General features: G+C 63.8%; 12 protein-coding genes. 4 read left to right on the forward strand and 8 right to left on the reverse strand.

Annotated elements, in window-relative coordinates; genetic code table 11:
• Positions 1 to 8 precede the first annotated feature (8 nt).
• Both H2O75_RS07385 and H2O75_RS07390 read left to right on the forward strand, forming a co-directional pair.
• Positions 9 to 1,190, forward strand: a complete 1,182-nt coding sequence (locus H2O75_RS07385; protein ID WP_182170298.1) for an acetate/propionate family kinase — start codon at positions 9 to 11, stop codon at positions 1,188 to 1,190.
• A gap of 131 nt (positions 1,191 to 1,321) precedes the next feature.
• Positions 1,322 to 2,464, forward strand: coding sequence for an acyl-CoA dehydrogenase family protein (locus H2O75_RS07390; RefSeq protein ID WP_182170301.1), 1,143 nt, complete (start codon positions 1,322 to 1,324; stop codon positions 2,462 to 2,464).
• Between the two features lie 18 nt (positions 2,465 to 2,482).
• On the opposite strand, the gene H2O75_RS07395 is transcribed toward H2O75_RS07390, so the two are convergent.
• The 6 genes from H2O75_RS07395 to H2O75_RS07420 form a co-directional block, all read right to left on the reverse strand.
• Positions 2,483 to 3,121 (reverse strand): LutC/YkgG family protein, encoded by a 639-nt coding sequence (locus H2O75_RS07395; RefSeq protein WP_182170304.1) that lies wholly within the window; start codon positions 3,119 to 3,121, stop codon positions 2,483 to 2,485.
• Positions 3,118 to 4,674, reverse strand: coding sequence for a LutB/LldF family L-lactate oxidation iron-sulfur protein (locus H2O75_RS07400; protein WP_182175068.1), 1,557 nt, complete (start codon positions 4,672 to 4,674; stop codon positions 3,118 to 3,120). Before H2O75_RS07400 ends, H2O75_RS07395 begins: the two co-directional genes overlap by 4 nt.
• Complete coding sequence (locus H2O75_RS07405; RefSeq protein ID WP_182170307.1) at positions 4,674 to 5,462, reverse strand: (Fe-S)-binding protein; 789 nt, start codon at positions 5,460 to 5,462, stop codon at positions 4,674 to 4,676. The genes H2O75_RS07400 and H2O75_RS07405 overlap by 1 nt, the downstream gene beginning before the upstream one ends.
• 12 nt (positions 5,463 to 5,474) lie before the next feature.
• Positions 5,475 to 7,136, reverse strand: a complete 1,662-nt coding sequence (locus H2O75_RS07410; RefSeq protein WP_182170310.1) for an L-lactate permease — start codon at positions 7,134 to 7,136, stop codon at positions 5,475 to 5,477.
• Positions 7,137 to 7,253: 117 nt separating this feature from the next.
• A complete protein-coding gene (locus H2O75_RS07415; RefSeq protein WP_182170314.1) occupies positions 7,254 to 7,700 on the reverse strand; it encodes a GNAT family N-acetyltransferase in 447 nt (148 codons plus the stop codon).
• Positions 7,701 to 7,709: 9 nt separating this feature from the next.
• Entirely contained in the window at positions 7,710 to 8,834 is a 1,125-nt protein-coding gene (locus H2O75_RS07420) for a glucose-1-phosphate adenylyltransferase family protein (protein ID WP_182170317.1), read from the reverse strand.
• A gap of 118 nt (positions 8,835 to 8,952) precedes the next feature.
• Here H2O75_RS07420 and H2O75_RS07425 point away from each other — a divergent pair, with 118 nt between their 5' ends.
• On the forward strand, positions 8,953 to 9,264 hold the full coding sequence (locus H2O75_RS07425; protein ID WP_182170320.1) for a carboxymuconolactone decarboxylase family protein: 312 nt from the start codon (positions 8,953 to 8,955) through the stop codon (positions 9,262 to 9,264).
• 54 nt (positions 9,265 to 9,318) lie between these two features.
• Here the strand turns inward: H2O75_RS07425 and tsf are convergent, their stop codons facing one another.
• Both tsf and rpsB read right to left on the reverse strand, forming a co-directional pair.
• Complete coding sequence (gene tsf, locus H2O75_RS07430) at positions 9,319 to 10,161, reverse strand: translation elongation factor Ts (RefSeq protein ID WP_182170323.1); 843 nt, start codon at positions 10,159 to 10,161, stop codon at positions 9,319 to 9,321.
• Positions 10,162 to 10,174: 13 nt separating this feature from the next.
• Entirely contained in the window at positions 10,175 to 11,062 is an 888-nt protein-coding gene (gene rpsB / locus H2O75_RS07435; protein ID WP_182170326.1) for a 30S ribosomal protein S2, read from the reverse strand.
• A 235-nt stretch (positions 11,063 to 11,297) separates the two neighbouring features.
• On the opposite strand from rpsB, the gene H2O75_RS07440 reads away from it, so the two are divergent.
• Positions 11,298 to 11,852 (forward strand): M23 family metallopeptidase, encoded by a 555-nt coding sequence (locus H2O75_RS07440; RefSeq protein WP_182170330.1) that lies wholly within the window; start codon positions 11,298 to 11,300, stop codon positions 11,850 to 11,852.
• Positions 11,853 to 11,856: the final 4 nt, after the last annotated feature.

The following is an 11,856-nucleotide window of genomic DNA, read 5'->3' on the forward strand; positions in this document are numbered from 1 at the left end:
GGCACCCTATGACAGTCCTCGTCATCAACTCCGGTTCATCCTCCATCAAATACCAGCTCGTTGACCCGGAGTCCGGTGAGGCCATTGCCGTGGGGCTCGTCGAGCAGATCGGTGAGTCGTCCAGCCACATCAAGCACACGTATGAAGGCGTGAAGCACGAGTTCGATGAGACCCTCTCCGATCACGGGGAAGGCTTGCGCTTCGTCCTTCACCTGTTCGACACGATCGGCCCGAAGCTCTCCGAGGCCGGCATCGTCGCCGTCGGCCACCGCGTCGTCCAGGGCGGCCGTCACTTCGATGGTCCCGCCCTTATCACCCAGGAGGTGCGCGACCTCGTCGCGGAACTGGCGCCCCTCGCTCCCCTGCACAATCCGGCAAACCTCCGCGGCATCGATGTTGCCCGTGACCTGCTCGATGTTCCCCACGTCGTCGTCTTCGACACGGCATTCTTCCAGACGCTCCCCGAGGAGGCTGCCCGGTACGCCCTCGACCGCGAGATCGCAGACACGTACGCGGTCCGCCGCTACGGTGCGCACGGCACGTCCCACCAGTACGTATCCCGCAAGGCGGCCGAGTATGTGGGCCGTGAGGATCTCAAGCAGATCGTCCTTCATCTCGGCAACGGAGCATCAGTCTCAGCCGTCGTCAACGGCGAAGCAGTCGACACATCGATGGGGCTGACTCCGCTCGAGGGACTTGTCATGGGAACCCGTACCGGAGACATCGATCCGGCCGTGATCTTCCACCTGCACCGCGTCGCTGGCATGAGCATCGATGAGCTCGATGATCTCGTGAACAAGCGGTCCGGGCTCAAGGGTCTCGTCGGAGAGAACGACATGAGGGCCGTCTGGGACATGGCGAACGGCGGGGATGCGAATGCTCGAGAGGCTCTCGACATCTACGTCCATCGGATCGTCAAATACATCGGTTCGTACGCTGCGGTCATGGGCGGTCTCGATGTCCTCACGTTCACCGCCGGCATCGGCGAGAACGATGATCTGCTTCGTGCCGAGGTGATCGCCCGTCTCGCCCCATTCGGCGTCACGCTCAACGCCGAGACGAACGCGATTCGCGGGGATGAGATCCGAAAGATCTCGACCGACGAGTCGTCCGTGACCGTGCTCGTCATCCCGACGAACGAGGAGCTTGCCATTGCCCGGCAGGCCATGGACGTCGTCGCAGGCCTGTAGCATTCGGCTCTGATGGGGGGATGCAAATCGCATCCCCCCCATTCTTCTGTTCGGCTTCCGGTCTTTGCGGATCGCGGCCCTGGCGGGCGCTAGTGTGGGAGTGTCTCGTACCCGGATGAAAGCGATGCCACGTGTCTTTCCTCAGCCCAGAACTTGTCGAACGAATCCATTCCCGTGCAGCGGACGTCGACCGGGAGAATGTGTTTCCCCGCGACGATCTTGCCGATCTGCGCGACGCCGGATACCTGACGGCCTTCGTTCCCGCCGAGTTCGGCGGGGGCGGTCTCACGGCCGAGGAGCTGTGCGCCGAGCAGACCCGTCTCGCAGAGGCCGCCCCTGCGACTGCCCTCGGCATCAACATGCACCATATTATCGTCGGCCTGGGCCGCCACCTGGTCGCCAGCGGTGTCGAGTCAGGCAGGCAGATCCTCGAGGGTGCGATGGCGGGAGAGATCTATGCTTTCGGCATCTCCGAGCCCGGCAACGACAGGGTCCTCTTCGGATCGACGTGCGCCGCCGTGCCAGACACCAGCGGCGGCTATGCGTTCAGCGGGCTGAAGGTTTTCACGTCCCTCTCCCCCGTGTGGACGAAGCTCCTCACCTACGCCCAGGACGACAGCGAGCCGGACGGACCCCTTTCCGTCTTCGCCCTCATCGACCGACATGATCCCGGAGTAAGCATCAAGGACGATTGGGACACGCTGGGGATGAGGGGGACACAATCCCAGTCCACTCTGCTCCGCGGGGCGCATGCTCCCCACCATCGAATCCTTCAGAGGGTGGCGCCCGGCCCATCGACCGAGCCCGTGGTGTTCGGCATCTTCTCCTACTTTGAAGTCTTCCTCGCGGCCACCTATCTGGGGATCGGCAATCGCGCCATCGCTGTCGCAGCGGAGAAGGTGAAGACTCGTCGGAGTGTGCTCCATGGCGATGTCTATGCCAACGACCCCGATATTCGATGGCGCCTGGCGGGGGCTGCTGTGCGCATGAACTCGGCGACCGCAGAGGTCACTCTCCTCGCACGGGATCTCGACGAAGGGCGCGACCGTGGAAACCTGTGGTATCCGCAGCTGTCGGCCGCGAAGAACGCGGCGGCTGAAGCCTCCATCTACGCAGTGGACCAGGCGATCCGTGCGACCGGCGGATCCTCGTACTCGAACTCGAACGAACTCTCCCGCCTCTACCGGGACGCGCTCGCGGGCCTCTTCCAGCCCTCGGATCAGGAATCGCTCCACGGGGCCTGGGCGAACGTCGTTCTCGGCCCGCGCACCTAGGGGCCGAGAACGACCTCGTCAACGGTCGAGGGTCTGGTCGACGATGATGACACGGAGGTTGCGCGGTCCGTGCACACCATCGACGCGGACGAGTTCGATGTCGGATGTCGCCGATGGTCCGGCGATCCATGTCGTGGGCCGCAGCGGATGCTCCTCGACGATGGCGACGGCCTCTGGCACTGTGGCCTTGATGTCGTCGGCATCGAGGACGATGACGTGAGTGTCGGGGACGAGGGAGATCGCGCGCCGCCCCTGGTCGGGCTGACCATCGAGAATGATCGTTCCGGATAGGGACACACCCACTCGGGAGGCTGTGACGACAGCATCGGTCGCGTCGAGATCGGCCTTGCTGAGCGGAGGATCGTCGATGCGAACGGCACGTCCGTGCCGTCCAGCGGCATCCCGCCACGATTCGTCCAGCCCGGGCGGAACGACAACGGTGGCGGCCTCGGACAGCATCTCGTCGATCGCATCGCCCACGCCCGCGGGAGGCACGATGGTCACGATCGCCGTGTAATCCTCAAGCGCGGCGACCATGTCCGCGATGATGTCACTGCGGGACGCCTCCGTGCCGCACAGATAGTCACGGGCGGTATCGTGGGCGGGGATCTGCCCTGCCGCTCGGATCCGGTTGAGAATCTCCTGCTTCGCGTTCACTTCGTCTCCTCATGCTCGTCGTTCCACCACGTCCGGAAGCTTGTCGCGGGAGGCGCTGGGACGTCGCGCGTCCCCGTCCATTCCTTCGCGACAGGCAGTGGGATATGTCCGATCTTCCGATCCCTACCGGCGGCAAGCCTGCCGGCCTTCATCGCGTTCCCTGCACGCTCCATCTTCTTCCCAGAGCTCATGACGCTCGACGTCCCCTTCATCGCGACATCCCAGGCGTTCGGCAGCCCGCCTCGGTTCGCCTCGGTGATGGTGTGTCGAAGGTGGACGAGGATCTCGGGGATGTTGATCTTGACGGGGCACACGTCGTAGCACGCCCCGCACAGCGTCGAGGCGAAAGGCAGCGATGTGGCGGGATCCTTCCGGTCTGTCGCATTGAGCAGCTGCGGTGTGAGGATCGCACCGATCGGGCCGGGATAGACCGAGTTGTAGGCGTGGCCTCCGGAGACCCGATAGACGGGGCAGATGTTCATGCAGGCCGCGCAGCGAATACACTTGAGGGCTTCCCTCCCGACCTCGTCTTTCATGACATTCGTGCGCCCGTTGTCGAGGAGGATGAGATGGAACTCCTGCGGACCATCACCCTCGGTCACCCCCGTCCAGAACGACGTGTACGGGTTCATCCGCTCCCCCGTGGCCGATCTCGGCAGCAGCTGGGAGAACACTTCGATGTCACGGTAGCTGGGCACGATCTTCTCGATCCCCATGACCGTGATGAGAGTCTCGGGGAGCGTGAGGCACATCCTGCCGTTTCCCTCGGATTCGTAGACGGCTAGAGTGCCGGTCTCGGCGACACCGAGATTCGCTCCCGAGATTGCAACCTTGGCGGACAGGAATTTCTTTCGCAGGTGTGCGCGTGCCGCCATGGCTAGCTCTCGCGGCTCGTTCGTGGCGAACCGGGGGCGCCCCTCCATGCGGGCCTCGAAGATCGCTTTCACTTCGGACCGGTTGCGGTGAATAGCGGGAACGACGATGTGGGATGGCATATCGTGCGACAGTTGGACGATCATCTCGGCCAGGTCCGTCTCCCAGGCTTCGATGCCGCGCTCCTCCAGGTAGGAGTTGAGGTTGATCTCCTGGGTCGCCATCGATTTCACCTTGACCACCTCATCGACACCCTTGGCGGCGATGATGCTGTAGGCGATCTCGTTCGCCTCCGCAGCATCTCGAGCCCAGTGGACGATGCCGCCGCGCTCGGTCACCTTCTGCTCGAACGTCTCGAGGAGCTCGGGGAGGTGTGCGAGGGTGTTGCGCTTGATGAGGGAGCCGGCCTCGCGCAGCTCTTCCCAATCGGGCAGCTCCTCGACGCGCGTGTTCCTCTTCGTGCGGATCTTGCCCGTCGCATATCCGAGATTGCGCCTCATCTGCGTGTTCTGCAGCGTCTCGCGGGCACCCTCGGGGAATGTCCTCCCCCACCGGAGCGGGTCATCAGGGGTCGGATGTCCGGGATACCATCCGAGCTTCTGCTCCTCGATGTCCTGTTCCGACCAGTCTGCCGGGTTGAGTCCGATCGAGGATCCAAGTTCTTTCAGCTTGTCGAGCATCATGCACCCACCTTCGTGTTCGTTGCCGGGGCGACCCAGGGCTCGTCCCGCGTTCCCGCCAGCACCTCGGCGAGATGCATGGCCCTGATTCCTGACCTGGTGCGCGACAGCCCACCGGCGATGTTCATGAGGCACGAGTAGTCTCCTGCCACGAGGATCTCGGCGCCTGTTGCTTTGATGTTTCCCATCTTGTCGCTCATCATCGCCGCCGACACATCGGCATTCTTGAGCGAGAACGTGCCTCCGAAGCCGCAGCACACGTCAGCGTCCGGAAGCGGCACGAAATCCATGCCGTCGACATGGTTGAGCAGCTGCAGCGGCTTGTCCCCCACTCGTGTGACCCGGAGGGAGTGGCAGGTGGTGTGATAGGTGACGCGGTGCGGGAAGTAGGCTCCGACATCTGCCTGCCCCAGCACGTCGATGAGCAGCTCTGGCAGGTCGACAGTCTTCGCCGCGACACGCTCGGCCCTTGTCGCGAGCTCCTCGTCGCCCTGCGTGCGGGCCACCATCGCATGCTGGGTGCGGATCGCTCCCGTGCACGAGGCGGAGGGGGCCACGATAATGTCCCATTCGCCGTCGAGGACGGGTTCGAACGTGGAGACATAGTTGCGAATCATGGGCATCGCCTCCGGGTAGTACCCGGTATTGACGTGCATCTGACCGCAGCAGGCCTGCTCGCGCGGGAACGCGACCGTGTGTCCGAGCCGTTCGAGCAGCCGCACGGTCGCTTGGGCGGCCTGCGGGAACATGACATCGTTCAGACAGGTCGAGAACAGTGCAATTTTCATCGTTGGTCCTTCCTAGACGACAAGGAATCCGAGGATTCCGTTGGACGCGAGGAATGTGATGACGCCCAACAGGATAATGAGGAGTAGTGAGTACGGGAGGGCTTTGCGGAGGAGCTCTGATTCCCTGCCTTCGACCTTGACGGCTGCCGAGGCTATGGCAAGGTTCTGGGGGCTGATGATCTTCCCGATCCCGCCGCCGATCTCGTTGACTCCCAGCAGGAGCTGGGGCGGCAGCCCGGCATTGCTGGCCGCGGTTGCCTGGAGGCTGCCGAAGAGGGCACCCGCTGACGTGGCGGAGCCGGTGACGGCCGTGCCGATCCAGCCGAGCAGCGGGGAGAGGAAGGCGAAGGCGGCCCCGGTTGCGGACATCCAGGCGCCGATGGTCACTGTCTGCCCCGAGAGGTTCATGACGTAGGCGAGAGACATGACGAGGCAGATCGTGAGGATCGAGACCCGCAGCTGGACGATGGTCTGCCCGAGTGTCTTCATTCCCATCCCGAACGAGAAGCGCTCCGGATCGGCTTTCGCGTAGACGACACACACGATCATGCCGGTGAGGAGGAGCATGGTCCCGGGGGATGCGAGCCAGGGAACGGAGAACTCGGTGGCCGAATTCGGGCTGCCATCGATGCTGAGAACACCATCGAGGCCCGGCCAGGTGAAGCTCAGGGTCGTCGAGGCAAGGAACGCGGGCACGTCCACTCCGACCGTCCAGAGCTTGGCGATGGCGAAGACGATGATGACGAGCCAGTACGGGAGCAGCCCGAGAATCATGCGGGAGGCTGGCAGCTTCTCCTCAGCAGCGGGAGATCTCATGTCGTCCGGTGTGGTGGGCGACCAGACGGTCATGAGGCCCGCGAGGAGAATAAAGGACAGGAGCGAGGCGAAGACCGCGGTGAGCTCGTAGGACAGCAGATGTGTGCCCACGAGGTGCCCGCCCGCCATGCCCACCCATGCCACGAGGGCCGCCAGCCAGCACTGCTTGACTCCGCGCACTCCGTCGAGGATGAAGAGGAGGAGGAACGGGACGAGGAGGAGCAGGAACGGGGTGATCCGTCCCATCGTCATCCCCACGACGGCCGCGTCTTCCCCGCCCAGCTTCGCGACCGTGGTGACAGGGATCGCCATCGCCCCGAAGCCGACGTTGAGCGCGTTGCCGACCATGACGGCAATAGCGGATCTGATCGGAGGCAGGCCCAGGGTCCACATCATCGCGCATGCGATCGCGACGGGCGCTCCGAAGCCTGCCAAACCCTCGAGGAGGCCGCAGAAGGCGAAGCCGATGAGAAGGCCCTGGATTCTCTTGTCACCTTTGCCGACAAGAGAGAACACCGCCTGGACATCGACCGCGCGCCCCGTTCGGTCGGTCAGGTTGTAGAGCCATACGGCCATGACGACGATATAGACGATGGGGAGGAGGCCGAAGGCTGCTCCTTCGACCGCGGACATGAGAGACATCCCGACCGGCATGCCGAAGCCCACGACAGCGACGATAAGGGCGACGATGAGGGAACCGATGGCGCACCATTGCGTCGGCAGGGAGAACACCCCGAGCGCTGTGAAGAAGAAGACGAGCGGGAGGAGGCTGACGAGTGCGGATCCGGTGAGACTGTCGACCGTCGGCTGGAAGGCTTCGAGAGGCCACGGATATGCTGCGCTGCTGAGTTCAAGCAATCTGACGTCCTTGTCATACGATATTCGCTACATATCTACTCTAAACCCTACAATCACCAAAGATCTGACCTCTGAGGTGGTGAAACGCGATCTTTCCGTGCTATGTGGCTTGCGTATTCAGCGGAGGACGCGGAGGAACGGCATCCCCTCGCGTGTCTCAGTGACACTGTCAGCCTCGAACCCATGACGACGGTAGAACGATTCGGCGCCCGCCGGAGCCCACGCGAGACAGGGCGCGGTGCCGACAGCATGGTTGAGCAGTTTCGAGCCGATGCCCCGGTTCCGGTGGGAGGCGAGAACCCCGAGAGAGGAGAGCTCGAGCATGCGGGCATGGCCGGGGCCGAGTGCCGTCGCGGACACGAAGCCGACGATCTCACCATCCCATGTCGCCACCCACGTGGTCGTGGCATCCATGACGCTGAGCGCCCGCTCATACCGATCCTCGAGGCCGGACTGGTCGATGATCTCGCCAGCGAGTCCGCTTTCACGGACGCACTGCTCGTGGACTACGGCGAGTCTTTCGGCATCAAGAACGGTCGCGGCACGTATCCCTAAAGAACCCATGTGTTCAGCCTAGCCCTCGGATACGTTCCCCTCAGCATCGATGAGTGTCACACGATCGGGAGAACCATACGTCCCGGATGTGAGCACTGCACCGGTGTCGACGATGCAGCGGGTGAGGTGCACGCCGGGCGATATTGTCACGCGGTCGAAGAGGATGGATTCGCGAACGGACGCATCCTCGCGCACAGTGCACTGAGGGCTGATCACACTCGACTCGACGACGCCCGCGATAAGAGAACCGGGTGCGATGAAGGAGCGTCCGATCGTGGCCGTTGACTCGATTCTGGCCGGCATGAGCGGGCGCTGACCGGAGAAGATCGGCCAGTCCGGATCATCGAGGGCGACGCCGGTGCCTGCCAGCAGATCCATGTGCGCCTCCCAGTAGGCGCTCAGCGTCCCCAGATCCTTCCAATAGCCGTCGAGGCGATGCTCGACGACGGTCCGGTTCTCGACGAACCAGGGTAGAAGATCATCGCCGTAATCGGAGAGCTCCCCCAGTTCCTCATGGAGGTGTTCCAGGGCGTCGAACAGCGCGCCCGCGGTGAAGCAGAAGATCTCGGCCCCGACGAGACTCGTCTGCGGCTGATCGGGCTTGTACCAGAAGTCGGTGACCCGCCCGTCCGGATCGGCGTCGATGACGCTGTAGCGGGAGGCGTCCTCGGAGACCTCCGTCGTCACCATGGTGAGGTCTGCTTCCGTCTCGAGGTGTGCCTCCACGAGGCCCCTCATGTCCATCCCATACAGGTGGTCTGCGGAGAGGACGAGGACAAGATCGGGCTCGAACTCCCGCATCCGATCCAGCTGGCGCCACAGCGAGTCGCTGTTGCCGTGCGAGAACCCGGCCTTCTCGTCGTCACCGCTGAAGGGAGGCAGGAGGACGAGGCCACCGTGTGAACGATCGAGATCCCAGGGCCTCCCGCCCGACAGGTACTGGTTGAATGAATGCGGGTCGAACTCCTCCACGATCCACACGTCCGAGATATCGGAGTTGACGAGGTTCGAGAGCGCGACGTCGATCAGACGGTACGTGCCGGCAACCCTGAGGGCGGGCTTCGCTCGCGAGGCCGTCAGTGCTCCCAGACGAGACCCGCTCCCACCCGCAAGGACGATGGCCAGGATTTTGGGATGCTTCATGATGCTCCTCGTTTGCCGGTTGGCGAGTCGCTCGACCTTCGCCAGACCGCCGCACGCGCACGGTCACGTGAAAGATACTATAGTGATCCAGACCACGCCAGCGAAGAGGGAGTCTCACATGTTTGATCACGTTCCCCATGTCTATACAGCCTTCAGGGACCGTTTCCCCGACATATCAGAGCATCAGGACCGTCTCGCATCGAGCATCGACTCGGCAGGCCCCCTCGACGAGAAGACATCCCGGCTCATCAAGCTGGGCATCGCCCTCGGTGCACAATCGGACGGCGCTGTTCGCTCGAACGTGCGCAAGGCACGTGAGGCCGGCGCAACCCGGGACGAGATCGAACACGCGATCCTCCTCGGCCTCACGACCCGGGGCTTCCCCGCCACCGTGGCCGCATGGCAGTGGATGAACGACGTCGGCGAGTAGACGACAGTGCCCCGCAGGGTCAACCTGCGGGGCACTATCAGACGCTGTTCGAGACTACTCGGTGCCGACGCGGACGCGTGCGAAACCGGTCACCGTGGCGCCGGCTGCCTTGGCAACCTGGCCGACGGACTGCTTCGGGTCGCGTGCGTAGGCCTGATCGAGCAGAACGATCTGCTTGAAGAAGCCGCCGAGACGACCCTCGACGATCTTGGCGATAGCCTGCTCCGGCTTGCCCTCGGCGCGGGTGACCTCTTCGGCGATACGACGCTCGTTCTCCACGACATCGGCCGGGACGGAGTCACGATCGAGGTAGGAGGGGTTGAGAGCGGCGATGTGGACCGCGATGTCGTGCGCGACCTCGGAGCCTGCCTTGTCGGTGGCGACGAGGACGCCGACCTGCGGGGGCAGGTCCATGGCGGTGCGGTGCATGTACGCCTCGACGTGCTCGCCTTCGACGACCGAGACCGTGCTGATCTCGATCTTCTCGCCGATAGCGGCCTGCATGGCGTTGAGCTTGTCCTGGACGGTCTCGTCGCCTGCGGACGCGGCAAGGACCTCCTCGACGGTGGACGCGCCGGCGGCGACAGCCGCGGCGAGAACCTCGTCGGCGAAGGCGATGAACTTGTCGTTCTTGGCAACGAAGTCGGTCTCCGAGTTGACCTCGATGAGGATGCCGCGGGCGGTTTCGCCCGATGCGTCAACGTTGGAGACGACGAGGCCTGCGGAAGCCGTGCGGCCTTCGCGCTTGGCGATGCCCTTGAGGCCCTTCACGCGCAGGATCTCTTCGGCCTTGGCGGGATCGCCTTCTGCCTCGGAGAGCGCGTTCTTGACGTCGAGCATGCCTGCGCCGGTCTTGTCGCGCAGAGCCTTGATATCAGCGGCGGTGTAATTTGCCATGGATGGTAACCTCTCAGGCCTTATCGGCTTCAGTTGTCTCCGCCTCGGCAGTTTCCTGCGCGGCGGGCTCGGTCTCTACAGGAGCCGGAGCAGCTGCCTCGTCGGCGGGTGCGGCCTCGTCAGCGGCAACCTGCGCGTCGTGTGCGTCAGCCTTCGCGAGCATCTCGCGCTCCCATTCGGGCATGGGCTCGTCTGCGGCCGCTTCGCCGCCGGAGCGCTGGATCTTGCCAGCGGCAACGGCGTCGGCGACAACGCGGGTCAGCAGCGAGACGGAACGGATCGCGTCGTCGTTGCCGGGGATGCGGTAGTCGACCTCGTCGGGGTCGCAGTTCGTGTCGACGATGGCGACGACGGGGATGTTGAGCTTGGTGGCCTCGGCAACCGCGAGGTGCTCCTTGTTCGTGTCGACGATCCAGATAGCGGAAGGAATCTTGTTCATGTTCCGGATACCGCCGAGGGTGCGGTCAAGCTTTTCCTTCTCACGGGACATCATGAGAAGTTCCTTCTTGGTCAGACCGGAGCCTGCGACATCGTCGAAGTCGACGAGCTCGAGCTCCTTGAGGCGCTGGAGGCGCTTGTGGACGGTCTGGAAGTTGGTGAGCATGCCGCCGAGCCAGCGCTCGGTCACGTAGGGCATGCCGACGCGGGTCGCCTGCTCGACGATCGTCTCCTGCGCCTGCTTCTTCGTGCCGACGAAGAGGATGGTGCCGCCGTGAGCGACAGTCTCCTTGACGAAGTCATAGGTGCGCTCGATGTCTTCGACGGTCTTCTGAAGGTCGATGATGTAGATGCCGTTGCGCTCGGTGAGGATGAAGCGCTTCATCTTGGGGTTCCAGCGACGGGTCTGATGCCCGAAGTGGACGCCGCTCTCGAGGAGCTGGCGCATGGTCACGACTGCCATGTGTTGCCTTTCATTGCGCGGATGCGCGGTTCCCAGTTCAATTGACGAACGCCGGTTGGCGCCGTCCCTAGTGCCCGGCGTCGAGGGACCGCGATGCGGACTGGACTCGACGGTGTATTCGGACACGCGAAGTCACCCGGATAAACCGAATGCCTCCCCATCGTATAGGACGGGGAGGCGCAATCACCATGCACCAAGGGTTCATCCCGTGTGATCCTTGTCCACAACGAGGCTGATGAGGAGTCTTCCCACCTGTACTGCCCCACATCGCCGCAGTGCGGGAGACGGCGGCAAGGTGGTGACCATGAATGTTCCCGCTCTCCTCCACGCACTGATCCTCGGGCTCGGATCGCTGGCCGGCACTGTCTCCCTGTCGAGCGAATCCGATAGCGGCTTCGACTGGCCCACCTCATCCACTACCGTCCTGCGCGCCTTCGACCATCTGGAACACAACTGGCTGCCGGGTCATCGAGGAGTCGATGTGGCGGGCTCCCCCGGTGAAACGATTCGCGCGGCGGGCCCCGGCACGGTCGTGTATGCCGGGCGGGTCGTCGACACGAATGTCGTCTCGATCGAACACAACACCGGCATACGAACCACCTATCAGCCTGTCACGGCCTCCGTCTCCGCCGGGGACACTGTCGAGACGGGCGATCCCATCGGGACGCTGGAGGACGGCCACTGCATCATCGGGGCCTGCCTCCACTGGGGTGCGAAGCGAGGCGACACGTACTACGATCCGCTGTCTCTCCTCGGCGAGATCGAGATACGACTGTTTCCTGCTCGTTGACGCA

The sequence above is a fragment of the Flaviflexus equikiangi genome (genome assembly GCF_014069875.1).
GTDB lineage: Bacteria > Actinomycetota > Actinomycetes > Actinomycetales > Actinomycetaceae > Flaviflexus > Flaviflexus equikiangi.

Bases quoted from the DNA above. Each gene is read 5' to 3' on its own strand.
- H2O75_RS07420 (WP_182170317.1), bottom strand. From the start codon at position 8,834: ATGAAGCATCCCAAAATCCTGGCCATCGTCCTTGCGGGTGGGAGCGGG.
- tsf (WP_182170323.1), bottom strand. From the start codon at position 10,161: ATGGCAAATTACACCGCCGCTGATATCAAGGCTCTGCGCGACAAGACC.
- H2O75_RS07405 (WP_182170307.1), bottom strand. From the start codon at position 5,462: ATGAAAATTGCACTGTTCTCGACCTGTCTGAACGATGTCATGTTCCCG.
- rpsB (WP_182170326.1), bottom strand. From the start codon at position 11,062: ATGGCAGTCGTGACCATGCGCCAGCTCCTCGAGAGCGGCGTCCACTTC.
- H2O75_RS07415 (WP_182170314.1), bottom strand. From the start codon at position 7,700: ATGGGTTCTTTAGGGATACGTGCCGCGACCGTTCTTGATGCCGAAAGA.
- H2O75_RS07400 (WP_182175068.1), bottom strand. From the start codon at position 4,674: ATGCTCGACAAGCTGAAAGAACTTGGATCCTCGATCGGACTCAACCCG.
- H2O75_RS07385 (WP_182170298.1), top strand. From the start codon at position 9: ATGACAGTCCTCGTCATCAACTCCGGTTCATCCTCCATCAAATACCAG.
- H2O75_RS07425 (WP_182170320.1), top strand. From the start codon at position 8,953: ATGTTTGATCACGTTCCCCATGTCTATACAGCCTTCAGGGACCGTTTC.
- H2O75_RS07440 (WP_182170330.1), top strand. From the start codon at position 11,298: ATGAGGAGTCTTCCCACCTGTACTGCCCCACATCGCCGCAGTGCGGGA.